Annotated in this window: 23 protein-coding genes and 1 riboswitch; of the genes, 19 read left to right on the top strand and 4 right to left on the bottom strand. The window is 74.7% G+C overall.

Going from position 1 to position 22,171, the window contains the following annotated elements; translation table 11 throughout:
* The first annotated feature begins 62 nt into the window (after window positions 1–62).
* Complete coding sequence (gene rpoZ / locus KDY119_RS09160) at window positions 63–365, top strand: DNA-directed RNA polymerase subunit omega (protein WP_036950160.1); 303 nt, start codon at window positions 63–65, stop codon at window positions 363–365.
* Window positions 366–399: 34 nt separating this feature from the next.
* On the top strand, window positions 400–1,608 hold the full coding sequence (coaBC, locus tag KDY119_RS09155; RefSeq protein ID WP_153022228.1) for a bifunctional phosphopantothenoylcysteine decarboxylase/phosphopantothenate--cysteine ligase CoaBC: 1,209 nt from the start codon (window positions 400–402) through the stop codon (window positions 1,606–1,608).
* 57 nt (window positions 1,609–1,665) lie between these two features.
* On the opposite strand, the gene KDY119_RS09150 is transcribed toward coaBC, so the two are convergent.
* Window positions 1,666–2,310 carry a 4a-hydroxytetrahydrobiopterin dehydratase gene (locus KDY119_RS09150; RefSeq protein ID WP_036950162.1) on the bottom strand — a complete coding sequence of 215 codons (645 nt, stop codon included), beginning with the start codon at window positions 2,308–2,310 and terminating at the stop codon, window positions 1,666–1,668.
* A gap of 125 nt (window positions 2,311–2,435) precedes the next feature.
* Between KDY119_RS09150 and metK the strand changes: the two genes are divergently transcribed.
* From metK to KDY119_RS09135, 3 genes are all read left to right on the top strand, one after another.
* Complete coding sequence (metK, locus tag KDY119_RS09145) at window positions 2,436–3,665, top strand: methionine adenosyltransferase (protein WP_036950163.1); 1,230 nt, start codon at window positions 2,436–2,438, stop codon at window positions 3,663–3,665.
* A gap of 66 nt (window positions 3,666–3,731) precedes the next feature.
* On the top strand, window positions 3,732–5,879 hold the full coding sequence (locus KDY119_RS09140; protein WP_153022227.1) for a primosomal protein N': 2,148 nt from the start codon (window positions 3,732–3,734) through the stop codon (window positions 5,877–5,879).
* Window positions 5,876–6,520, top strand: a complete 645-nt coding sequence (locus KDY119_RS09135; RefSeq protein ID WP_036950164.1) for an HAD family hydrolase — start codon at window positions 5,876–5,878, stop codon at window positions 6,518–6,520. Before KDY119_RS09140 ends, KDY119_RS09135 begins: the two co-directional genes overlap by 4 nt.
* Here the strand turns inward: KDY119_RS09135 and KDY119_RS09130 are convergent.
* The gene (locus tag KDY119_RS09130; RefSeq protein ID WP_036950166.1) at window positions 6,501–7,064 is read right to left on the bottom strand and encodes a helix-turn-helix domain-containing protein; all 564 of its coding nucleotides are present in this window, start codon (window positions 7,062–7,064) and stop codon (window positions 6,501–6,503) included. The two genes, KDY119_RS09135 and KDY119_RS09130, sit on opposite strands and share 20 nt — an antisense overlap.
* Before the next feature lie 23 nt (window positions 7,065–7,087).
* On the opposite strand from KDY119_RS09130, the gene KDY119_RS09125 reads away from it, so the two are divergent.
* From KDY119_RS09125 to KDY119_RS09115, 3 genes are read left to right on the top strand one after another with little or no spacing between them, the layout of a single operon-like run.
* Entirely contained in the window at window positions 7,088–8,320 is a 1,233-nt protein-coding gene (locus KDY119_RS09125) for a benzoate/H(+) symporter BenE family transporter (RefSeq protein WP_153022226.1), read from the top strand.
* Between the two features lie 10 nt (window positions 8,321–8,330).
* Window positions 8,331–9,272 (top strand): methionyl-tRNA formyltransferase, encoded by a 942-nt coding sequence (fmt, locus tag KDY119_RS09120; protein ID WP_036950168.1) that lies wholly within the window; start codon window positions 8,331–8,333, stop codon window positions 9,270–9,272.
* Window positions 9,269–10,819, top strand: coding sequence for an RsmB/NOP family class I SAM-dependent RNA methyltransferase (locus tag KDY119_RS09115; RefSeq protein ID WP_153022225.1), 1,551 nt, complete (start codon window positions 9,269–9,271; stop codon window positions 10,817–10,819). Before fmt ends, KDY119_RS09115 begins: the two co-directional genes overlap by 4 nt.
* 21 nt (window positions 10,820–10,840) lie before the next feature.
* Here KDY119_RS09115 and pdxY read toward each other — a convergent pair whose 3' ends face one another.
* Window positions 10,841–11,692 carry a pyridoxal kinase PdxY gene (gene pdxY / locus KDY119_RS09110; protein WP_036950175.1) on the bottom strand — a complete coding sequence of 284 codons (852 nt, stop codon included), beginning with the start codon at window positions 11,690–11,692 and terminating at the stop codon, window positions 10,841–10,843.
* 74 nt (window positions 11,693–11,766) lie between these two features.
* On the opposite strand from pdxY, the gene rpe reads away from it, so the two are divergent.
* The 8 genes from rpe (at window position 11,767) to KDY119_RS09070 (ending at window position 18,081) form a co-directional block, all read left to right on the top strand.
* Window positions 11,767–12,429 carry a ribulose-phosphate 3-epimerase gene (gene rpe, locus KDY119_RS09105; protein ID WP_036950177.1) on the top strand — a complete coding sequence of 221 codons (663 nt, stop codon included), beginning with the start codon at window positions 11,767–11,769 and terminating at the stop codon, window positions 12,427–12,429.
* A gap of 101 nt (window positions 12,430–12,530) precedes the next feature.
* Window positions 12,531–12,672, top strand: a riboswitch (FMN riboswitch).
* Between the two features lie 110 nt (window positions 12,673–12,782).
* Entirely contained in the window at window positions 12,783–13,892 is a 1,110-nt protein-coding gene (ribD, locus tag KDY119_RS09100) for a bifunctional diaminohydroxyphosphoribosylaminopyrimidine deaminase/5-amino-6-(5-phosphoribosylamino)uracil reductase RibD (protein WP_153022224.1), read from the top strand.
* Window positions 13,892–14,548 carry a riboflavin synthase gene (locus tag KDY119_RS09095; protein ID WP_036950179.1) on the top strand — a complete coding sequence of 219 codons (657 nt, stop codon included), beginning with the start codon at window positions 13,892–13,894 and terminating at the stop codon, window positions 14,546–14,548. Before ribD ends, KDY119_RS09095 begins: the two co-directional genes overlap by 1 nt.
* Window positions 14,545–15,849, top strand: a complete 1,305-nt coding sequence (gene ribA / locus KDY119_RS09090; protein ID WP_153022223.1) for a GTP cyclohydrolase II — start codon at window positions 14,545–14,547, stop codon at window positions 15,847–15,849. The genes KDY119_RS09095 and ribA overlap by 4 nt, the downstream gene beginning before the upstream one ends.
* Window positions 15,846–16,310 carry a 6,7-dimethyl-8-ribityllumazine synthase gene (ribH, locus tag KDY119_RS09085; protein WP_153022222.1) on the top strand — a complete coding sequence of 155 codons (465 nt, stop codon included), beginning with the start codon at window positions 15,846–15,848 and terminating at the stop codon, window positions 16,308–16,310. The genes ribA and ribH overlap by 4 nt, the downstream gene beginning before the upstream one ends.
* Window positions 16,311–16,387: 77 nt before the next feature.
* A complete protein-coding gene (locus KDY119_RS09080) occupies window positions 16,388–16,651 on the top strand; it encodes a phosphoribosyl-ATP diphosphatase (RefSeq protein WP_036950190.1) in 264 nt (87 codons plus the stop codon).
* 81 nt (window positions 16,652–16,732) lie between these two features.
* On the top strand, window positions 16,733–17,581 hold the full coding sequence (gene hisG, locus KDY119_RS09075) for an ATP phosphoribosyltransferase (protein WP_036950192.1): 849 nt from the start codon (window positions 16,733–16,735) through the stop codon (window positions 17,579–17,581).
* A 23-nt stretch (window positions 17,582–17,604) separates the two neighbouring features.
* On the top strand, window positions 17,605–18,081 hold the full coding sequence (locus KDY119_RS09070; RefSeq protein WP_051136546.1) for a PH domain-containing protein: 477 nt from the start codon (window positions 17,605–17,607) through the stop codon (window positions 18,079–18,081).
* 149 nt (window positions 18,082–18,230) lie between these two features.
* On the opposite strand, the gene KDY119_RS09065 is transcribed toward KDY119_RS09070, so the two are convergent.
* Complete coding sequence (locus KDY119_RS09065) at window positions 18,231–20,069, bottom strand: DEAD/DEAH box helicase (protein WP_036950194.1); 1,839 nt, start codon at window positions 20,067–20,069, stop codon at window positions 18,231–18,233.
* 276 nt (window positions 20,070–20,345) lie between these two features.
* Between KDY119_RS09065 and KDY119_RS09060 the strand changes: the two genes are divergently transcribed.
* From KDY119_RS09060 to KDY119_RS09050, 3 genes are read left to right on the top strand one after another with little or no spacing between them, the layout of a single operon-like run.
* A complete protein-coding gene (locus KDY119_RS09060) occupies window positions 20,346–20,963 on the top strand; it encodes a CDP-alcohol phosphatidyltransferase family protein (RefSeq protein ID WP_227994589.1) in 618 nt (205 codons plus the stop codon).
* On the top strand, window positions 20,960–21,814 hold the full coding sequence (locus KDY119_RS09055) for a DUF881 domain-containing protein (RefSeq protein ID WP_153022221.1): 855 nt from the start codon (window positions 20,960–20,962) through the stop codon (window positions 21,812–21,814). The genes KDY119_RS09060 and KDY119_RS09055 overlap by 4 nt, the downstream gene beginning before the upstream one ends.
* A gap of 22 nt (window positions 21,815–21,836) precedes the next feature.
* Window positions 21,837–22,169: a small basic family protein gene (locus tag KDY119_RS09050; RefSeq protein ID WP_036950200.1), complete on the top strand. Its 333-nt coding sequence runs from the start codon at window positions 21,837–21,839 to the stop codon at window positions 22,167–22,169.
* Window positions 22,170–22,171 lie beyond the last annotated feature (2 nt).

Here is a 22,171-nt window from a genome sequence, read left to right as displayed (position 1 = left end):
CGCGCGCCCGACCCCGTAGAATGGGCGGGATCCCCTTTCCATCTTCTCGAACTGGAGCCTCCGTGTCCGGAACCGTTGCCAAGCCCGAGGGCATCACCGACCCGCCGATCGACGACCTGCTCGACCGTGCGGACTCGAAGTACGCGCTCGTGATCTACGGTGCGCGCCGCGCCCGCCAGATCAACTCGTACTACGCCCAGCTCAACGAGGGCCTGCTGGAGAACGTCGGCCCGCTCGTCGAGACGCGCCCCCAGGAGAAGCCGCTGTCGATCGCGCTGCGCGAGATCAACGCCGGCCTGCTCACCATGACGGAGCGCGAGGTCGTCGAGGACGTGCCGGACGACTCCGCACAGCCCCAGCTCTGAGCGTCTGAGCCGACAGAGACGGTCCGGGCCTGTCATGCGCATCGCCCTCGGGGTCGCCGGCGGGGTCGCCGCCTACAAGGCGGTCCTGCTGCTGCGCTTGCTGCGTGAGGCGGGCCACGCCGTCCGCGTGATCCCCACCGCGGCGGCGCTCCGCTTCGTGGGCGCGCCCACCTGGGAGGCGCTGTCGGGCGAGTCCGTCAGCACGGACGTGTTCGACGACGTCCCGGGCGTCGCGCACGTGGCGCTCGGGCAGTCCGCCGACCTCGTGGTCGTCGCGCCCGCGACGGCCGACCTGCTGGCGCGCGCGGCGACCGGTCAGGCCGACGACCTCCTGACCGCGACGCTGCTCGTGACGCGGGCCCCCGTCGTGCTCGCGCCCGCGATGCACACCGAGATGTGGGAGCACCCCGCGACCGTCGCGAACGTCGCGACGCTCCGCGCGCGCGGCGTCCACGTGATCGAGCCCGCGTCGGGCCGGTTGACCGGCGCCGACAGCGGCCCCGGTCGCCTGCCCGAACCGGACGAGATCGCCCGCGTCGCGCTCGAGGTGGCCTCGCGCGGCGCCCGTCCGCGCGACCTCGCCGGGCGACGGGTCGTCGTGTCCGCCGGGGGCACGCGCGAGGCCATCGACCCGGTCCGGTTCATCGGCAACTCGTCGAGCGGCAAGCAGGGCGTCGCGCTGGCCCGGGCCGCCGTGGCCCGGGGTGCCGACGTCGTGCTCGTCGGCGCCAACCTCGCCCAGCCGCCGTCCGGCGTCGGCACGTTCGTCCCGGTCGTCTCGACCGCCGAGCTGCGCGACGCCGTCCGCGCCGCCGCGCAGGAGGCCGACGCCGTCGTGATGGCCGCGGCGGTCGCCGACTTCCGGCCCGTCCACGTGCCCGACGCCAAGATCAAGAAGGTCGCCGGACAGGCGCCCGCCCCGATCGAGCTCGTCGAGAACCCGGACATCCTGCGAGAGCTCGCCACCGAGCGGCTGCGCCCCGGTCAGGTCGTCGTCGGCTTCGCGGCCGAGACGGGCGACGCAGACGGCGACGTGCTGACGCACGGTCGAGCCAAGGCCCGCCGGAAGGGTGCGGACCTCGTCGTCGTCAACGCCGTCGGGGCCGGGAAGGCCTTCGGGACGGACGAGAACGACGTGACCATCGTCGACGGGGCCGGAGAGGTGGTCGAGACCGCCGCGGGCTCCAAGGAGCTCGTGGCCGACGTCGTGTGGGACGCGGTCCTCAAACGCCTGGCCCGCTGAACCCGCGCCGGGGACCGTGCGACGAGCACGGGATCGTGGACCGTCGCCGCCCGGCGCTCAGTCGCGGTCCTGCCAGGTGCACAGGCACGACCGGTTGCCCTCGGGGTCGGTGAGCACCCAGAAGCTCGGCGCTGTCGAGTCGTCGACGGTGCCTCCAGCCGCGACGGCCGCGTCGATACGGGGCTGGACCTGCGACGGCGGTACCCACACGTCGAGGTGCCAGCGCTGGCGGGGTTCGTCCGAGCCGGAGCGCTGGAACCAGACGGGCGGCTGGGCGCCCGCGGGGTCGCGGACCTCGTCGTCGAACCCCTGGCGGGGCTCGTAGGCGAGGAACGAACGCCAGAACGGCTGGACCCGAGCGTGGTCGGGGGAGTCGAGGGCGAGCTCGACCCGGGACACGCCCGCGTCGTCGGGGGAGAGGCCCTGCGTGGCGGCTGCCTCGGTGACGCGTCGTGCGAGGTCGACGTCCCGCGCCGTGAGACCGCCGGCGTCGTGGCTCGTGAGGGCGACGTCGACGTGCGTGTAGCGCAGGTCGACGTCGGGGTGGTGGTCGGCCTCGTCCGCGAGCGCCCCGATCGCGTCGACGAGCGCGAGGCCGGTCGCGAAGTCGGGGGTGGCGAACCGTGTGACGAGGACGCCGCCCAGGTTGGCCCAGCCTGTGGGCGCGGCGCCGTCGACCTGCTGTCCGGTGAGTGTCGTCATCGGTCCATCGTCGCGCCGGGCTCCGACGCACGCACCTACGACCTCGAGGGGGCGCCGTCTCGGATCATGGACTCACCCGTGGACGTCCCGTCGTCCGGAGGCGTCCCGCCTGTACGCTGGCGCGCATGAGCTCCGACCTGTCCGGCATGCGCCTGTTCACCTCCGAGTCGGTGACGGAGGGCCACCCGGACAAGGTGTGCGACCAGATCTCCGACGCCATCCTCGATGCGATGCTCGCGCAGGACCCCGCCGCGCGCGTGGCCGTCGAGACGCTGGTGACGACCGGCCTCGTGCAGGTGGCCGGCGAGGTCACCACGACGGCGTACGTCGAGATCCCCCAGATCGTCCGCGAGGTCGTCCGCGGGATCGGGTACACGTCGTCGGACATCGGCTTCGACGGGGACTCGTGCGGCGTGTCGGTGTCGATCGGCCAGCAGTCGCCGGACATCGCGCAGGGCGTGGACAAGTCCGAGGAGGAGCGTGACGACGCGTCGGGGCCGTCGATCACGCGTGACCCCCTCGACGTGCAGGGCGCGGGCGACCAGGGGCTCATGTTCGGGTACGCGTGCGACGACACGGCGACCCTGATGCCGCTGCCGGTCTTCCTCGCGCACCGGCTCGCGGAGCAGCTCGCGGCGGTCCGCAAGGACGGGACCGCGCCGGGTCTGCGCCCGGACGGCAAGACGCAGGTCACGGTCGCGTACGACGGCGACCGGCCCGTCGGGATCGACACGGTCGTGGTCTCGGCGCAGCACGACGAGAAGACGATCCAGACGGAGCTGCGCGAGCAGGTGCGCGAGAGCGTGATCGAGCCGGTGCTGGCGGCGCTCGAGCTGCCCGACGGCGCGAGCCTGGAGGGCCCCCGTCAGGTGTTCGTGAACCCGACCGGCAAGTTCGAGATCGGCGGCCCCAAGGGCGACGCCGGGCTGACGGGCCGCAAGATCATCGTCGACACCTATGGCGGCATGGCGCGCCACGGTGGTGGGGCGTTCTCCGGCAAGGACCCGTCGAAGGTGGACCGCTCGGCGGCGTACGCGATGCGCTGGGTCGCGAAGAACGTCGTGGCCGCCGGGCTCGCGCGCCGCTGCGAGGTCCAGGTCGCGTACGCGATCGGACGTGCGCACCCGGTGGGCCTGTACGTCGAGACGTTCGGCACGGAGACGGTGCCGGTCGACCGCATCCAGGCTGCGATCCGGGAGGTCTTCGACCTGCGGCCGGCCGCGATCATCGCGGACCTCGACCTGCTGCGCCCGATCTACCGCCAGACCGCGGCCTACGGGCACTTCGGACGCGAGCTCGACGGTCTCACGTGGGAGCGTACGGACCGCGTCGACGCGCTGCGCGCCGCCCTCTGAGCCGGCGAGCGGCCGCGCCTGTGCACGCGGCACCCCGGGGTGGGCGCGGCGTGCTGGGATAGGGGCATGGGAGCAGAACCGGCCGAGCAGCTCGCGCTGCCGGGCCTCGAGACGGCCGGCGCCCCCCGCAAGGCGCGGCGTCCGCGTGCGACCGAGGGCGGGATCGCGCTTGCCGACGATCTTCCGGTCGCCCGGGTCGCGCTCGAGCTGCCGCCCGCGCACCTGGACCGGGCGTTCGACTACGCGGTCCCCGCGGACGCGGCGGAGACCGCCCGTCCGGGCGTCCGCGTGAAGGTCCGGTTCGGCGCGCAGGACGTGGGCGGCTTCGTCGTGGACCGGGCGGCGTCGTCGGAGCACGGTGACCGTCTCGTCCCGCTGCGTCGCGTCGTCTCGCCGGAGCAGGTGCTCACGCCCGCGGTCCTGCGACTGGCCCGCGCGGTGGCCGACCGTTACGCTGGCACGCTCGCGGACGTCCTGCGGCTCGCGGTGCCTCCGCGTCACGCGCGCACCGAGCAGGCCGCCCACGCGGACGCGGCCACGGACCCGCTGCCCCCGCTCGCCGAGCCGCCGGGGGAGTGGCGGCCCTACCGGGGCGGTGTCGCGCTGCTGCGTCATCTCGCGGCCGGCGGCGCCCCCCGGGCCGCCTGGACCGCGCTGCCCGGACCTGATCCGCTCGTCGAGACGGGCGCCCACTGGGCTGCGGCGCTCTCCGAGGCGGTCCGGGTCGCGGTCGCGGCCGGACGTGGCGCGCTGGTCGTCCTGCCCGACGCGCGGGACGTCGCCCGGCTGTCCCGCGCGCTCGAGGCGCGCGGGCTGCCGCCCTGGGTGCCGACCGCCGGGGGACGGGTCGCCCACCTGACCGCCGACGACGGCCCGTCCGCGCGGTACGCCCAGTTCCTCGCGGTGCTCCGGGGCGACGTTCCCGTGGCGATCGGTACCCGTGCGGCCGCGTTCGCGCCGGTGCGCGACCTCGGGCTCGTCGTCTGCTGGGACGACACCGCCGACACGCACGCCGAGCCGCGCGCCCCGTACCCGCACACGCGCGAGGTGCTCGCGTTGCGGGCCGAGCTCGAGCGGTGCGCGTTCGTCGTGGGCTCGCACGCCCGGACCACCGCGACCCAGGCCCTCGTCGCGCGCGGGTGGGCCAAGGACGTCGTGGCCCCGCGCGCCGTCGTGCGGGACCGGACGCCGCGTGTGCGGGCGCTCACGTCGGTCGAGCTCGCGAAGGAGGGTCCCGGCGCGGTGGCCCGTCTGCCCGCCCCGGCGCTGCACGCGGTCCGTCAGGCGCTCGAGTCCGGGCCCGTGCTCGTCCAGGTGCCCCGCAGCGGGTACGTCCCCGTGGTCGCGTGCGTGCGGTGTCGCACGCCCGCCCGGTGCGCGACCTGTCATGGACCGCTCGGGCTGACGGGCGGGCGTTCCGACCCGCAGTGCCGGTGGTGCGGGCGGCTCGCGGTCGACTGGACGTGCGACGAGTGCGGCGCGCACGGCCTGCGCGCCACCGCCGTCGGCTCGGGCCGGACGGCCGAGGAGCTCGGTCGCGCGTTCCCCGGCGTCACCGTGCGGGTGTCCGGAGCAGCGACGGGGGTCCTCGACACGGTGCCCGCCAGGCGCGCGATCGTCGTCTCGACGCCCGGCGCCGAGCCGGTCGCGCCGGGCGGCTTCGCGTGCGCGCTGCTGCTCGACGCGGCCGCCAGCACCGCCGGCCGCGGCCTCGGGGTCGCGCAGGACGCGCTCGCCCGATGGCTCGGTGCAGCCGCCCTCGTGCGCCCCGCACCCGCCGGTGGCCAGGTGCTGCTCGTCGGAGACGCCGCCCCCGCGCCGACGGGAGCGCTCGTGCGGTGGGACCCGGTGGGACTGGCCGCCCGCGAGCTCGACGAGGTCACCGAGCTCGGGCTGCCGCCCGCCGTGCGCATGGCGTCCGTGGAGGGCGAGCGGACCGCGGTGTCCGTCGTCGTCGGGCGTGTGGGGCTCGCGACGGGCGACGCCGTCCTCGGGCCGGTCACGCTGGACCCCGCGGCCTCGGCCCGCGGCGGACGGGACGACGACGGCCACCTGGTCCTCCCCGGCGGCGAGCCCGTCCGGGTGCTCGTCCGGGTGCCGTGGGAGCAGGGCCGTGAGCTCGCCCGCCAGCTCGCGGCGTCGCTCGCCGTGCGCAGCGCCCGGCGAGAGGGAGGGGACCTGCGTGTCCGCCTCGACCCGAAGGAGATCGTGTGACCCCCGAACCTGCTGCCCGGCGCCGGCCACCCGTCGAGGCCGTCCTGTTCGACCTCGGGAACGTGCTGGTGCGGTGGGACCCGCACGGCGCCTTCCGTGGCGTGGCGTCGCACGACGACGTCGAGCAGTTCTTCGCCGACGTCGACTTCCCGGAGCTCAACCGGCGCGCCGACGCCGGACTGCCCTGGGCCGACGTGCGAACGGAGGTCGCCGCGTCACACCCCGCGCACGCGCCGCTCGTCGACGCGTACGTCGCCCGGTTCGCCGCGACTCTGGCGGGGCCGGTGCCGGGCAGCGCGGAGATCGTCCGCGAGCTGCGCGCGCTCGGCCTTCGGCTGTTCGGCCTCACGAACTGGTCGGCCGAGACCTACCCGCACGGCCCGCGGGCCGCTCCCGCGATCGATCTGCTCGAGGACGTGCTGGTCTCGGGTCGGGAGGGCCTGGTCAAGCCGGACCCGGCGATCTTCGAGCGCGCTGCCGAGCGGTTCGGGCTCGACCCGGCTCGCACAGTGTTCGTCGACGACGCTCCGGCGAACGTCGACGCGGCCGCCGACCTGGGCTTCGTGGCGTTGCGCTTCACCGCCGCGGACGTGCTCCGCCGCGACCTGCGCGGACTGGGCGTCAGGCTCGCGGCGTCGTGATCACGAGGACCGCCGTCGCGCCGTCGGGGCCGGCCTCGTAGGAGTGCGCGACGTCGCTCGTCCAGGCGACGTGCTGCCCGACAGCGGCCTCGTAGACCTCGTCGCCGGCGGGGGCGTGCCGGACGACCCGGAACCGTCCGCGCGTGGTGACGAGGTGCTCGACGACGCCGGGCGCGTGCGCGGGCGAGCGGCGTGCGACGCCCGGGTCGTGCTCGAGCGTGTAGACCTCGACGGTGGTGCCGTCGTCCTCGGTGCGCACCTCGAGGAGCCTGCTCCGTGCCCCGTCGCCGTCGACGACGCTTCCGGGCTCGTCGCCGAGGAGGTCGGCGAGCGGGACGCGCAAGGGCCCGGCGAGCGCGTAGAGGCTCGCGAGCGTCGGGTTGCGTCGACCGGCTTCGAGCTCGGACAGGAGGCCCTTGCCGACTCCCGCTCGTGCGGCGAGCGCGGACAGCGAGAGGCCTCTCGCCTCGCGGAGCCGCCGGATGCGGTGGCCGACGCGGAGCGCGACGTCGTCGCTCCGGTCCGGGTTCTGGTGCGCTGCCACTGCCTCAGACTATCGTTTCGTATATGGAACGCTCTCGGATCGCTCGCGACGACACGACCCGGCTGCTGCTCGCGGGCGTCGTCACCGCGCTCGTCGGGTTCTCCAGCTCGTTCGCCGTGGTGGTCGCGGGGCTGCGAGCCGTCGGTGCGACGCCTGCACAGGCGGGCTCCGGGCTCGCCGCCCTGTGCCTGGCGCAGGGGATCGGGATGGTCGTGCTCTCGTGGCGCCACCGCATCCCGCTCACCCTGGCCTGGTCGACGCCGGGCGCGGCGCTGCTCGTGAGCACCGGTGCGGTGGTCGGCGGATGGCCCGCCGCCGTCGGGGCGTTCGTGCTCGTGGGGGTGCTCGTGCTGGTCACGGCCGCATGGCCCCGGTTGGGGGCGCTCGTCGGGCGCATCCCGGTGCCGGTCGCCCAGGCCATGCTCGCCGGCGTCCTCCTGACCCTGTGCCTCGCGCCCGTGCGGACGCTCGCATCCGAGCCGGGGTTCGTCGTGCCCGTGGTCCTCGTCTGGCTCGTCCTCCTGCGGCTCGCGCCACGCTGGGCCACGCCCGCCGCCCTGGGGCTCACGCTCGTCCTGGTGGTCGTCGACGAGCTCCGGCACGGCGGTCTCCCGGGGGCGTCGTTCGGACACCTGGCCTGGACGACGCCGCACCTGACCTGGCAGGCCGTCGTCGGGCTCGCGGTGCCCCTGTTCCTCGTGACCATGGCGTCCCAGAACGTGCCCGGCGTGGCGGTGCTCGGGACCTTCGGCTATGCCGTGCCCTGGCGGTCGGCGATGACGGTGACCGGTGTCGGCACCGTCCTCGCGGCGCCCGTCGGCGGGCACGCGGTGAACCTCGCCGCCATCACGGCCGCGCTCGCCGCCTCGCCCGACGCCTCGTCGGACCCGCGCCGCCGGTGGCTCGCGACGCACGTGGCGGGCTGGTGCTACGTGGTGCTGGGGGTCGCGTCGACCTGGCTCGCCGCGCTCGTCGCACTGGCACCCGCGGGTGTCGTGGAGGCGGCAGCCGGCCTGGCACTGCTCGGCAGCCTCGCGGGAGCCCTGCGCGGCGCGTTCGTGGCGGATGGGCCGCGCGAGCCCGCGGTCGTGACGTTCGTCGTCGCCGCCTCCGGGGTCGCCCTCGGCGGCGTGGGCGCCGCGTTCTGGGCGCTGCTCGCGGGGCTCGTCGTCGGGCTGGTCCTGCGCCGCCCGACGCCGCCCGAGCCCGCGGCCGCAGCGACCGACGCGACCGCCCCCGATGCCGCTCACCCGTAGAATCGGGCACATGCGCCTCCTCTTCGCCGGGACCCCGGACGTCGCCGTTCCGTCGCTCGAGGCGCTCCTCGGCTCCCGCCACGAGGTCGTCGCCGCACTGACCCGCCCCGACGCGCGGGTGGGCCGCGGACGCACGCTCACGCCGAGCCCGGTCCGGGTCCGGGCCGAGGAGGCTGGCCTGCCCGTGATCACCGCGCGGCCGCGCAGCGAGGGCTTCCTCGACGTGCTCGCCGACCTGCGCGTCGACGCCGCCGTCGTCGTGGCCTACGGCGAGATCCTGCCCCGGAGCGTGCTGGACGCCGTCCCGCACGGCTGGGTCAACGTCCACTTCTCGCTCCTGCCGGCGTGGCGCGGCGCCGCCCCCGTGCAGCGCGCGGTCATGGCGGGCGACGAGGTGACGGGTGTCTCGACGTTCCGGCTCACCCCGGGGCTCGACGAGGGGCCCGTGTTCGGGACCATGACCGAGACGGTCCGTCCGCGCGACACGTCGGGCGACCTCCTCGGGCGCCTCTCGACGGCCTGCACCCCGCTGCTCCTCGCGACGCTCGACGCGATCGAGGACGGCAGCGCGACGCCCGTCGAGCAGCCCGCCGACGGTGTGAGCCTCGCCCCCAAGATCACGCCAGACGACGCCTGCGTCGTCTGGTCCTGGCCCGCGCTCGCGATCGACCGGCTCGTGCGGGGCTGCACCCCGGCGCCCGGAGCCTGGACCACGGCGCCGGACGGCAGCCGCCTCGGGCTCGGGCCCGTGCGGCCGCGGCCCGACGTCACCGACCTCGCGCCCGGGCAGGTCCGGGCGGGCAAGCGTGAGGTGCTCGTCGGGACCGCGACGCACGCCGTCGAGCTGGGCGACGTGGCTCCCGTGGGCAAGAAGCACATGGCTGCGGCGGACTGGGCGCGGGGGGCGCGTCTCGGTGACGACGCCGTGCTCGGGACGGAGGCCGGCGCGTGAGCGGCCAGGGACAGGGCCGCGACGGCCGACGTGGGTCCGGCGGTCGCGGCCGGGGCAACGACCACGGCCGCGACGCCCGCGGCCGGGAACGCGGGGAAGCCCGCCTGCGCGGCGACAGGAACCGCAGCTCGCAGGTCCCGTCGCAACGGCGGCGCGCCGCCGACCCCGCACGCACGGCCGCCTTCGACGTGCTCCGCGACGTCGCCGCATCCGACGCCTACGCCAACCTCGTGCTGCCGCCGCTGCTGCGCGAGCGCCGGATCGAGGGCCGCGACGCGGCCTTCGCGACCGAGCTGGCCTACGGGACGCTGCGGCTGCGTGGCCGGTACGACGCGATCCTGTCGGTCTGCTCGTCGCGCCCGCTGACGGAGACCGACCCGCCCGTGCTCGACGCGCTCCGGCTGGGCGCCCACCAGCTCCTCGGGATGCGGGTCCCGCCGCACGCGGCCGTGTCCGAGACGGTGGGCCTGGTGCGCGACCGCATCGGCAGCGGCGCCGCGCAGTTCGTCAACGCGGTGCTGCGCCGCGTCGGCGAGCGCGACCTCGACGCGTGGCTCGAAGACCTGCGCGTCGAGGCCCCCGACGAGACCGCCGCGCTGGCCGCGACCCAGAGCCACCCGGCGTGGATCGTGCGTGCGCTGCGCGAGTCGCTCGTCGGCAACGGGCTCACGGCGGACGACCTGCCCGCGCTGCTCGAGGCCGACAACACGGCGCCCCGCGTGACCCTCGTGGCGCGCCCGGGCCTCGCCGACCCCGACGAGGTCGTGACCGACACGCACGGGACGCCCGGCCGTTGGGCGCCGACGGCCGTCGTCCTGCCGGGCAGCGACCCCGCGGCCGTCCCCGGCGTCGCCGAGGGCCGGGTCGGTGTGCAGGACGAAGGCAGCCAGCTCGTCACGCTCGCCCTGGCGGCCGCGGACCTCGGCTCGCCAGCGACCGGCACGGTGGAGCGGTGGCTCGACCTGTGCGCCGGACCGGGCGGCAAGGCCGCGCTCCTCGGCGCGCTCGCCCTCGAGAGGGGCGCGACGGTGGTCGCCAACGAGCTCGCGCCGCACCGGGCCAAGCTCGTGGAGCGCTCGGTCCGTGCGGTGCGCGGCGCGGTCACGGAGGTCCGCACGGCGGACGGCCGCGACGTGGGGGCCGACGAGCCCGCCGCCTACGACCGTGTGCTGCTCGACGCGCCCTGCACTGGGCTCGGTGCGCTGCGCCGTCGCCCCGAGTCCCGCTGGCGCCGGACGCCGTCGGACCTGCAGGACCTGACGGCGCTCCAGCGCGAGCTGCTGGCCTCCGCGCTCGACGCCGTCCGCCCGGGCGGCCTGGTCGCGTACGTGACGTGCTCGCCGCACCTCGCCGAGACGCGGGTCGTCGTCGACGACGTGCTGCGCCGCCGCGACGACGTCGAGCGCGTCGACGCCGCCGAGGCGGTCCGCCGCGTCGCGGGCGACTCGATCCCGCTCGCCGACCGGCTCGACGTCCAGCTGTGGCCGCACGTGCACGGGACGGACGCCATGCACCTGACGCTGCTGCGCCGTCGGGCAGGGGAGTAGCGCGACTGAGGCGCGATCACCTCAGGCGACGCGGCGGGGGGTGAACTGCATGCGCGGGTGCGCGTAGGCCTCCTGCGACTCGACGAGCTGCAGCTCGCGCTCGCCCGACTCGTGGGTGCGCGTGAGCAGGTCGAAGACGCTCGACGTCGTACGCGCGAGGGCGTCCGCGAGATCGCCCGTGCGGCGGTAGTGCGCCGTGAACAACGCGGCCGTGACGTCGCCCGAGCCGTTCGCCTTCATCGGGATGTGCGGGGTCTGCACGAGCCAGGCGCCGCTGTCGTCGACGGCGAGCATCTCGATGGTGCCGTCCTCGCGGTCGGGGCGCTCGACGCTCGTGACGAGCACCGTGCGCGGCCCGGTCGCCCGTACGAGCTCGACCGACGCGAGCGTGGACTCGAGCGTGTCCGGCTCGGTGCCGGTGAGGAAGCCCAGCTCGAACTGGTTGGGCGTGATGAGGTCGGCGGCAGGGACGACGCGGTCGCGCAGCAGCACCGGGATCGCGGGAGCGACGAAGCAGCCCGACTTCGCGTTCCCCATCACCGGGTCGCACGAGTACACGGCGTCGGGGTTGGCGACCTTGACGCGCTCGACGGCCTCGAGGATCACGTCGGCGATGCCCTCGCCGCCCTGGTAGCCCGAGAGCACCACGTCGATCTGGGGGAGGACCCCGCGCTCCTCGATCCCGAGGAGGACCTCACGGACGTCGTCGGGACTGATCAAGGGGCCGCGCCACGCCCCGTACCCGGTGTGGTTCGAGAAGTTGACCGTGTAGACCGGCAGGACCTCCACGCCGATGCGCTGGAGCGGGAACACGGCCGCCGAGTTGCCGACGTGCCCGTAGGCGACGGCGGACTGGATCGAGAGGATCTTCACGGCCCGATCATCCCACCGCTGCGCCGGTCGGGCCGCCGAGCCCGGTGCCGTCCGCGGCCCCTAGGCTGGGCGTCATGGCAGCCCTCATCGCCCCGAGCATCCTGTCCGCCGACTTCGCGAACCTCGAGCGTGACCTCGGGAAGATCGCGACGGCCGACTGGGCGCACGTCGACGTCATGGACAACCACTTCGTGCCGAACCTCACGATCGGTCTGCCGGTCGTGGAGCGGCTCGTGCAGGTGAGCCCGGTCCCCGTGGACACGCACCTCATGATCGAGGACCCCGACCGCTGGGCCCCGGGCTTCGCGGAGGCCGGCGCGCAGTCGGTGACGTTCCACGCGGAGGCCGCGACGGCGCCCGTCCGGCTGGCACGCGAGCTGCGGCGCCTCGGGTCGCGCGCGGGTCTCGCGCTGCGTCCCGCGACGCCCGTCGAGCCGTTCCTCGACCTGCTCTCCGAGATCGACATGCTCCTGGTCATGACGGTCGAGCCCGGGTTCGGCGGTCAGTCGTTCATCGAGGGCACGCTCCCGAAGATCCAGCGCGCGCGCCGCGCGATCTCGGCCGCCGACCTCGACGTGTGGGTCCAGGTCGACGGCGGGATCTCGCGGGCGACCATCGAGCGAGCGGCCGACGCCGGCGCGAACGTCTTCGTCGCCGGCTCCGCGGTGTACGGGGCCGACGACGTCCCGGCCGAGATCGACACGCTGCGGCAGCTCGCGTCGAAGCACGCCCACTGAGGTCCCGTCCCTCCCGGAAACCCGGTCTCACACACTGGACGTCAGCGCCCGGTCGTCGGGACGGGAACACGTCCTGTGGCATCATCGTTAGCAAGCAACGAGCACGTGCTCCGGGGTCGGTGTAATTCCGAACCGGCGGTGACAGTCCGCGACCCGCTCCGTCATCTTTCGAGGTGGCGCAGCGGTTGACCTGGTGGAACTCCAGGACCGACGGTGAAAGTCCGGATGGGAGGCAGTGCGTGCGGGGCGTCCTCGTGACGTCCCGTGGAGCGGTGCGCCGTGTCGACACCTCTGGCGCCCGTCTCGTCCATCTCCCCGGAGCAGGTGCGCCGCCGCACCGACCGGGAAGGGACATGGACACAGCAAGCGGCAGCCCCGCTACTCTCGGGTCCGTCGACGACGCCCTCGCGCGCGCCGTCGAGCTCGCCCGGCGCGGGCCGGCCTGGGGCCCGAACCCGCGCGTCGGGTGCGTGATTCTCGCCCCCGTCCGTGACGCCGTCGACGGCGCCGCCCCCGGCCCGCGCGCGGTCCTCGCCGAGGGCTGGCACCGGGGTGCGGGCACGCCGCACGCCGAGGCCACCGCGCTCGCCGCGGCCCGAGAGGCGGGCGTCGACGTGCGCGGCGCGACCGCCGTCGTGACCCTCGAGCCCTGCAACCACACCGGTCGGACCGGTCCCTGCGCCGTCGCCCTGGAAGAGGCCGGCGTGGCCGAGGTCGTGTACGCGGTCGCCGACCCCAACCCCGTGGCCGCCGGGGGAGCGGACCACCTGGCCGCGCACGGGGTCCGGACCGAGCTGCGCCCCACAGCGGCGGCCACCGAGCTCACCCACGCGTGGGCCGCGTCCGCCGCGGCAGGGCGTCCGTACGTGATCCTCAAGTCCGCCACGACGCTCGACGGGCGCGTCGCCGCCGCCGACGGCACGAGCCGGTGGATCACCGGCCCCGCGGCCCGGGCGCACGCGCACGAGGTCCGCGCCGTGGTCGACGCGATCGCCGTCGGCACCGGGACCGTGGTCGCCGACGACCCCGCACTGACCGCGAGGCACCCCGACGGCGGGCGCGCGGACCACCAGCCCGTGCGCGTCGTCGTCGGGCACCGCGAGGTTCCCGCCGGCGCCCGGCTGCGGACCGAGGACGGCGGCGAGCTGGTCCACCTCGCGACGCACGACGTGACCGAGGTCCTCGCCGCGCTCGCCGCGCGCGAGGTCCGGACTCTGCTCGTCGAGGGCGGTCCCACGCTCGCGACGGCATTCCTGCGCGCGGGCGTCGTCGACGAGCTGCACGCCTACGTCGCGCCCCTGCTCCTCGGTGCCGGACCCGGCGCCGTCGGCGACCTCGGCGTCACCACCATCGCGGACGCGCTCCGCTGGCGCACGCACGACGTCCGCCGGCTCGGCGACGACGTCCTGCTCGTCGCGCGCACGCACCCCTCACCTGCTCACCCATCCGTACAGGAGGCCTGATGTTCACCGGGATCGTCGAAGAGGTCGGCGAGGTCGTCGGGATCGAGTTCCCCGACGGCCCCGAGACGGACGCCGTGCTCACCGTGCGCGGCCCGATCGTGACGTCCGACGCGAAGCACGGCGACTCGATCGCCGTCGACGGCGTCTGTCTCACGGTGACCTCGCTCGGCTCCGCCGGGCCCGGGACGTTCACCGCGGACGTCATGCCCGAGTCCCTGCGCCGGACGGCGCTCGAGAAGCTCGCACCCGGCCGTCGCGTCAACCTGGAGCGCGCGCTGCGCGCCGACGCCCGCCTCGGCGGCCACGTCGTGCAGGGCCACGTCGACGGCGTCGGCGCCATCCGTGAGCGTGTGCCCGGGCCGCGCTGGGACGAGGTCACGGTCGCGACGTCGCCCGACGTCGCGCGGTACCTCGCCGAGAAGGGCTCGGTCACGGTGAGCGGCGTGTCCCTCACCGTCACGTGGGTGTCCGACGACGCGTTCGGCGTCTCGCTCATCCCGACCACCCTCGCGGACACGACTCTCGGTCTCCTCGGCGAGGCCGACCTCGTCAACCTCGAGGTCGACGTCCTGTCCAAGTACGTCGAGCGGCACCTGCAGCACCTCGCGTCCGGGGCTGCACCCACGACGGCGGGTACGGCAGGGGCGCGGGCATGAGCGGCGTCGTCCTGGCGACCGTCGAGGAGGCCCTCGAGGAGCTGCGCGCCGGGCGCCCCGTGCTCGTCGCCGACTCGCCCGAGCGCGAGAACGAGGTGGACGTCGTCCTCTCCGCGCAGGCCGCGAGCGCCGAGTGGGTCGCGTGGACGATCCGGCACTCGAGCGGGTACCTGTGCGCCCCGATGCCGACGTGGCGCGCGGACGCGCTCGAGCTGCCGCTCATGGTGCCGCAGTCGCAGGACCCGCGGCGCACCGCGTACACGGTGACCGTCGACGCGGCGACGGGCGTCACGACGGGCATCTCCGCCGCCGACCGCACACGCACCCTGCAGGTGCTGGCCGACGCCGCGAGCGGTCCGTCCGACCTCATCCGTCCCGGCCACGTGCTGCCGCTGCGCGCCGTCCCCGGTGGGGTGCTCCACCGCGCGGGCCACACCGAGGCCGCGGTGGACCTGTGCCGGCTGGCGGGGGCGGGCGTCGTCGGGGCGATCGCGGAGCTCGTGAACGACGACGGCACGATGATGCGCCTCGGCGACGTCGAGGAGCTGGCGGAACGCGACGGGCTCCTGATCCTCACGATCGCGGACCTCATCGCGTGGCGCCGCAAGCACGACCCGGTGAGCGAGTCGGAGGCCGCACCCGGGGACGGGGCGGCGCACACCCCGCGGGTCCGTGCCACCACCGAGGCGTTCCTCCCGACGGCGCACGGGCACTTCCGCATCCACGGGTACCGCGACCTGCGGACCGGCGCGGAGCACGTGGCCCTCGTCCCGGCGAACCCGCCGCTCGAGCCCGCCGAGACGCCCGTGGTGCGCGTGCACTCCGAGTGCCTCACGGGCGACGCGTTCGGCTCGCTGCGCTGCGACTGCGGTCCGCAGCTGCACGCGGCGATGGAGACGGTGACACGTGAGGGCGGCGCGGTCGTGTACCTGCGCGGGCACGAGGGCCGCGGCATCGGCCTGCTGGCCAAGGTGCACGCGTACGCGCTGCAGGACGCCGGGCTCGACACGGTGCAGGCGAACCTCGAGCTCGGTTGGCCCGTGGACCGGCGCGAGTACGGGGCCGCGGCCGCGATCCTCGCGGACCTGGGCCTCGACCGCGTCGAGCTGCTCACGAACAACCCGGCCAAGGTCTCCGGCCTCACGGCGAGCGGCATCGACGTGGCGTCGACCCGCCGGCTCGAGGTGGGGCGCTCCGTCTACAACGACGCGTACCTGCGGACCAAGAAGACCCAGATGGGCCACCTGCTGGAATCCATCACCGACAACGACGACAGCATCGACAACGAGGAGCACGCATGAGCGGCGCCGGAGCACCCACCATCCACACCGACGGGACGGGCCTGCGGGTCACGGTCGTCGCGGCGAGCTGGCACGACGTCGTGATGGACGGCCTCCTGGCTGGCGCCCGTCGGGCGCTGGCGGAGGCGAACGTCACGGACGTGCGCGAGATCCGGGTCCCCGGGACGTTCGAGCTCCCGGTCGCGGCGGCGCGCGCGGCCGCGACGTCCGACGCGGTGGTCGCGCTCGGCGTCGTGATCCGTGGCGGGACCCCGCACTTCGAGTACGTGTGCGAGGCCGCGACCCACGGGCTCACGGACGTCGCGACCCGGACGGGCGTGCCCGTCGGGTTCGGCGTGCTCACGTGCGACGACGAGCAGCAGGCGCTCGACCGTGCCGGGTTGTCCGAGTCGAAGGAGGACAAGGGGGCCGAGGCCGCGGAGGCCGCCGTCGCGACGGTGGTCGCGCTCCGCGGGCTCTGAGCCCGCCCCCGTCGGGGGGTCTGCCCGGTGGGCGGACCGCCCGACGTCCCGCCGTGTCCGGCCACTAGGCTGACGGCGTGAAGACCTTCGATGCCCTGTTCGCCGAGCTCACCGAGAAGGCCGCCGCCCGCCCCGAGGGGTCCGGCACGGTCGCGGAGCTGGACGCCGGCGTGCATGCGATCGGCAAGAAGATCGTCGAGGAGGCCGCCGAGGTCTGGATGGCGGCCGAGCACGAGACGCTCGACGACGCCGCGCTGGAGATCTCCCAGCTCCTCTACCACCTGCAGGTGCTGATGGTCGCGAAGGGGCTGACGCTCGAGGACGTGTACCGCCATCTGTGACGGGCACGCGGCGGCTGAAAGTCCGCCGCGGGTGCCCGCCCGACGTCCCCACCGACCCGTGACCCTCTGAGGATTCCCGCCGTGCTCCGTATCGCCGTGCCCAACAAGGGCTCCCTGTCCGAACCCGCTGCCGACATGCTCCGCGAGTCGGGCTACCGTCAGCGCCGCGACCCGCGCGAGCTCGTGCTCGCCGACCCCGACAACGACGTCGAGTTCTTCTTCCTGCGCCCCCGTGACGTCGCCGTGTACGTCGGGGCGGGCACCGTCGACGTCGGGATCACCGGTCGTGACCTCATGATCGACTCGGGCGCCACGGACGTCGAGCACCTCTCGCTCGGCTTCGCCCGGTCGACGTTCCGCTTCGCCGCGCCCGTCGGCACCGCGACGTCGGTCGCCGACGTCGCGGGCAAGCGGGTCGCGACGTCGTACCCCGGGCTCGTGCTCGCGCACCTCGCCGAGAAGGACGTCGAGCCCGAGGCGGTCGTGCACCTCGACGGCGCCGTCGAGACCGCGGTGCGGCTCGGTGTCGCCGACGTGATCGCCGACGTCGTCGAGACCGGGACGACGCTGCGTGCGGCCGGGCTCGAGGTCTTCGGGGACCCGCTGCTGGTCTCCGAGGCCGTGCTCATCCGCAACGGCGACCTGCCCGAGCCCGAGGGCCTCGACGTGCTCACGCGCCGGCTCCAGGGCGTCCTCACGGCCCGCGAGTACGTGCTCATGGACTACGACTGCCCGCTCGACCTCGTCGAGCAGGCCGTCGCCGTGACGCCGGGCCTCGAGTCGCCCACCGTGTCCCCGCTGCACGACCGCTCCTGGGCTGCGGTCCGGGCGATGGTCCCGCGCAGCCAGACCAACCGTGTCATGGACACCCTGTACGACCTCGGTGCCCGTGCGATCCTGGTGACGTCGATCCACGCCTGCCGGCTCTGACGCGCGGGCGGAAGGGGGGAGCGGTGCCCGACGGCGACCTCTACGCCACCTTCCGTCCCCGCTTCGCCCTGATCGCCGGCGCCGTCACCGGCACCGTCTTCGTGGTCGGGTGCATCGTGGTCGCGCTCACGGGGGTGGGTCCCACGTTCCGGACCGGCGAGCGGATCTCGGTCGTCGTGATCGGGCTGCTCGGGGGCTGGCTCATCGAGCTGCTCGTGAACACGAGTGCCGTCCCGAGCCCGCAGGGTCTCGTCGTGAGCAATATCGTCCGACGGCGCAGGCTCGACTGGGCGGAGGTGGTCGCCGTGCACTTCGGGCCGAACGACCCGTGGGTCGCCCTCGACCTCGCGGACGGCAAGACGCTCGCCGTGATGGCGATCCAGCGCGCCGACGGCGCACGTGGCACCCGTGCGGCGAACCGCCTCGTGCACCTCGTGGAGCTGCACGGCGAAGCACCCGAGCTGCCGCCCTCTTCTTCGGAGCCGCCGGAGCGCCACTGACCTTCGCGAAGTATTCCGGCGGCCGTACTACTTCGCGAGGTAGTACGGCGGCCGTACTACCTCGGGGACGACGGCGGCCCGCACCTCTCGTGAGGTGCGCGGGCCGCCGTGCGTCGCTGTCAGTCGCGCGTCATTCAGTCGCCCGTCATTCAGTCGCGCTTGCGGCGCGCGCCCGCCGGGGCGCCCTTGTCGACGGCGATCCGGAGCAGACGCCCGCCGACGCGCGCGCGGCCGATGCGGTCGAGGGTCGCGGCGTCGAGCGGGCGGCCGATCTCGACGAGCGAGAACGAGCCGAAGATGTCGATCTTGCCGACGTCCTTGCCCGAGAGCCCACCCTCGTTCGCGAGCGCGCCGACGATCCCGCGCGGCTCGACGCCGTGCGTGTGACCGACGGCCACGCGGTAGCGCGTGCCGTTGGCGAGCCGCCGCGCCGGACGGCCGTCGTCCTCGCGTGCGCCGCCCGGACGGCGGTCGGGACGACCGTCGCGGCGACGTCCGCCGCGGTCGTCGTCGTGGCCGTGCCCGCGGCGCGGGCGAGCCCCGTCCTCGACCTCGCGACGCTGGCGCACCGCACGCGACGCGGCAGCGAGCTCGGCCGCCTCGTTCTCGGCCTCGATGGCCTCGCGCGACTTCGGTCCCTTGTCGCCCACGAAGAGCGCGGCGAGCGTGCCCGCGAGCTCGACGGCGTCGAGGTCGGGGTGCGCGGCCAGGTGCTCGCGGACCAGCCGCACGTACAGGTCGAGGCGACCCGCCTCGTGGCGGTCGGCGACGTCGTCGAGCATGCGGCGGACCCGGTGCGCGGAGACGTCCGCGGGCGTCGGGATGGAGATCTCCTCGAGCGGCGTGCGGGTGGTGCGCTCGATCTGGCGCAGACGGCCCCGCTCGTGCGGGGTGACGAAGCTCAGCGCCTCGCCGGTGCGACCGGCGCGGCCCGTGCGGCCGATGCGGTGCACGTACGCCTCGGGCTCGCCCGGCAGGTCGAAGTTGACGACGAGGCCGATGCGGTCCACGTCGAGGCCGCGTGCTGCGACGTCGGTGGCGACGAGGACGTCGATCTGGCCCGAGCGCAGGCGCTCGACGATCTTCTCGCGGTCCTTCTGGGCGACGTCGCCGGAGATCGTCGCGGCGGCGATCCCGCGCTCGACGAGGGCGGTGCCGACGTCCTCCGCCGCGCCGCGGGTGCGGCAGAACACGATCGCCGCGTCGGCGTCGCTCGTCTGCAGGACGCGCACCAGCGAGCCCGCCTTGTGGCGGAAGGGCACGATCGCGTACGTCTGGTGGACCGTCGTCACCGTGGAGGCCTGCCGCGACACGGCGATCTCCACGGGGTCGTTGAGGTGCTGCTGCGCGACCCGACGGATCGGGGCCGGCATCGTCGCGGAGAACAGCGCGACCTGACGCTCGGCGGGCGCGGCACCGAAGATGGTGTCGACGTCCTCCGCGAAGCCCATGCGGAGCATCTCGTCGGCCTCGTCGAGCGCGAGGAAGCGGACGTCGTCGAGCACGAGGTTCTTGCGCTCGAGGTGGTCGATCACGCGGCCGGGCGTCCCGACGACGACCTGAGCGCCGCGCTGCAGCGCGCGCTGCTGCGGCAGGTAGGGGGCGCCGCCGTAGACGGCGAGGACCTCGACGCCCGTGAGGGCGGAGGCGAAGCTCTCGATCGCCTCGGCGACCTGGAGCGCGAGCTCGCGGGTCGGCGTCAGGACGAGTGCCTGGGTCTTGTGCAGGTCGGGGTCGACGCGCGAGAGCAGGGGCAGACCGAACGCAGCGGTCTTGCCGGTGCCCGTCTGCGCGACGCCGGTGATGTCGCGGCCCGCGAGGAGCGGGGGGATCGCGGCGGCCTGGATCGCCGACGGCGTGACGAACCCGAGGCCCTCGACGGCCTCGAGGAGCGTGGCGGGCAGCCCCAGGTCGCGGAACGTCGTCTCGGGGGCGCTGTCGGAAGTGGCCTGCTCGGGGGCAGGGGAGGGCGTGGTCAACTCGGTCATGGGAACCGTCCGGTCGGGGGATCGCATGCGGCGAAGGGCCGCGGTCGCATCTCCCGGGACACACGAGAAGAGGTTCCGACGAAGGGGTCCACGCCGCGGGTGCGGCGGCCCGGAGGAGTCGGACGGTTGCCTCGGTCTTCGACCGAGCACCAGCCAGGAACGGCGACGACTGCGAAAGGGGGTCGATCCATCGTACCGGACGGCCCCCGCGGTACCGCCGGGCCAACGGCCGACGTGGCCGACGTCACGGCCGCCGGCACCTCATAGACTGGCCCGGTGGCGGACGACAAGGGCGATCTGGACGAGGCGACGGACCGGGTCCTGACGGTTCCCAACCTCATCAGCGTGATCCGGCTCCTGCTGGTGCCGGTCTTCGCGATCCTCATCGCGACGCACCACGACGTGTGGGCGATCGTCGTGCTGGCGGTCTCCGGCGTGTCGGACTGGCTCGACGGCGTCGCCGCGCGGCGCCTGCACCAGGTGAGCAGGCTCGGGCAGGTGCTCGACCCGGCCGCGGACCGTCTCTTCATCCTCGTGACGCTCCTCGGCCTCGCGCTGCGCGACATCATCCCGTGGTGGCTCGTCGTCGTGCTGCTGGCGCGCGAGGTCGCGGTCGGCCTCACGCTCCCGATGCTCGCGCGGCGGGGCTACGGGCCGTTGCCGGTGAACTTCATCGGGAAGGCCGCGACGCTCACGCTCATGTACGCGTTCCCGCTCCTCCTGCTCGGCCAGATCGACGGCTGGGTCGGCACGGTCGCGGGCGTCGCGGGGTGGGCGTTCGCCTGGTGGGGCGTGGGCCTGTACTGGTGGGCCGGTTTCCTCTACCTGCGCGGCGCCGCTCGCCTCCTGCGTTCCACGGACGGGCCTGACGGCGCCCAGGGTGCGACGGCGTGAGCGCCCCGACCCCGACGGAGCCGCGCGGGACACGACGACCCGACGAGTCCATGACCCTCCTCACGGAGGTCATGAACCATCCGCTCGACCCGGGGTACGCCGAGGCGGCCCGCGCCCGCGAGCTCGGCACCCGCGGCCGCCCGACCGTCCCGGGTCGCACGGTCGCGCTCCTGCTCGCCGCCGCGCTCGGGCTCGTGACCGTCGTCGCGGTGCAGAGCCTGCGCGCGCCGTCGCCCAGCATCGTGGAGGCTCGCAACGTCCTGCAGCAGCAGATCACCGAACGCCAGGACCGGGCCGACGCACTGAGCCGCAGCATCGCCACGACGAGCGCCGAGGTGAACGCGCTCCAGTCCCAGGCCCTCGCCGAGCAGTCGCCGTCCCTGCTCGCCACGGTCCAGGACGACACCGTGGCGTCGGGTGCGGTCGCCGTGTCCGGGCCGGGGATCACGGTCACCGTCGCCGACGCGTCGGACGCCGTCGCGGACGACGGGACCGTCGACCCCGACCGTCGGGTGCAGGACTCCGACCTGCAGAACGTGGTCAACGCGCTCTGGGCGGCGGGCGCCGAGGCGGTCGCGATCAACGGCCAGCGCCTCACGTCCACGACCGCGATCCGGAGCGCGGGCAGCGCGATCCTCGTCGACTTCGTCGGGCTCGCGTCGCCGTACCACGTGCAGGCGATCGGAGACCCCGACACCCTGCGGAGCACGTTCGCCGCGTCGAACGCCGCCGACCAGCTCAAGGTGCTCGGCGAGTCGTACGGGCTCGAGTCGTCGGTGGCGACGGAGAAGCATCTCGATCTCGACGGGGGCGGCCCGTCGACGCTGCAGTACGCGAAACCGCTAGGCTGAGCAGCCATCGAAGGAGGCAGCAGTGATCGCTTTTGTCGGGCTCGTGATCGGCGTCGTCGCCGGTCTCGTCCTGCAGCCCACCGTGCCGGTGTCGTTGCAGCCGTACCTGCCCATCGCGGTGGTGGCGGCGCTCGATGCCCTGTTCGGAGGGCTGCGCGCGAAGCTCGACGGGATGTTCGACGACCGCGTCTTCCTCGTGTCGTTCCTGTCGAACGTCGTGGTCGCCGCGCTCATCGTGTTCCTCGGCGACCAGCTCGGGGTCGGGTCGCAGCTCTCGACCGCCGTCGTCGTCGTCCTGGGCATCCGGATCTTCTCCAACGCGGCCGCGATCCGCCGCCACATCTTCAAGGCCTGACG

Origin of the sequence: Luteimicrobium xylanilyticum, assembly GCF_009429125.1 — a bacterium.
Taxonomy (GTDB): Bacteria; Actinomycetota; Actinomycetes; order Actinomycetales; family Cellulomonadaceae; genus Luteimicrobium; species Luteimicrobium xylanilyticum.
Note: the sequence above shows the minus strand (reverse complement) of the source record. Positions and strands in the feature narration are given on the sequence as shown.

What these genes read in the sequence shown, in the direction of transcription:
- KDY119_RS09095 (WP_036950179.1), top strand. Translation starts at nt 13,892, where the DNA reads ATGTTCACCGGGATCGTCGAAGAGGTCGGCGAGGTCGTCGGGATCGAG.
- KDY119_RS09125 (WP_153022226.1), top strand. Translation starts at nt 7,088, where the DNA reads ATGGAACGCTCTCGGATCGCTCGCGACGACACGACCCGGCTGCTGCTC.
- metK (WP_036950163.1), top strand. Translation starts at nt 2,436, where the DNA reads ATGAGCTCCGACCTGTCCGGCATGCGCCTGTTCACCTCCGAGTCGGTG.
- coaBC (WP_153022228.1), top strand. Translation starts at nt 400, where the DNA reads ATGCGCATCGCCCTCGGGGTCGCCGGCGGGGTCGCCGCCTACAAGGCG.
- fmt (WP_036950168.1), top strand. Translation starts at nt 8,331, where the DNA reads ATGCGCCTCCTCTTCGCCGGGACCCCGGACGTCGCCGTTCCGTCGCTC.
- KDY119_RS09150 (WP_036950162.1), bottom strand. Translation starts at nt 2,310, where the DNA reads ATGACGACACTCACCGGACAGCAGGTCGACGGCGCCGCGCCCACAGGC.
- KDY119_RS09140 (WP_153022227.1), top strand. Translation starts at nt 3,732, where the DNA reads ATGGGAGCAGAACCGGCCGAGCAGCTCGCGCTGCCGGGCCTCGAGACG.
- ribA (WP_153022223.1), top strand. Translation starts at nt 14,545, where the DNA reads ATGAGCGGCGTCGTCCTGGCGACCGTCGAGGAGGCCCTCGAGGAGCTG.
- KDY119_RS09065 (WP_036950194.1), bottom strand. Translation starts at nt 20,069, where the DNA reads ATGACCGAGTTGACCACGCCCTCCCCTGCCCCCGAGCAGGCCACTTCC.
- ribD (WP_153022224.1), top strand. Translation starts at nt 12,783, where the DNA reads ATGGACACAGCAAGCGGCAGCCCCGCTACTCTCGGGTCCGTCGACGAC.
- ribH (WP_153022222.1), top strand. Translation starts at nt 15,846, where the DNA reads ATGAGCGGCGCCGGAGCACCCACCATCCACACCGACGGGACGGGCCTG.
- rpe (WP_036950177.1), top strand. Translation starts at nt 11,767, where the DNA reads ATGGCAGCCCTCATCGCCCCGAGCATCCTGTCCGCCGACTTCGCGAAC.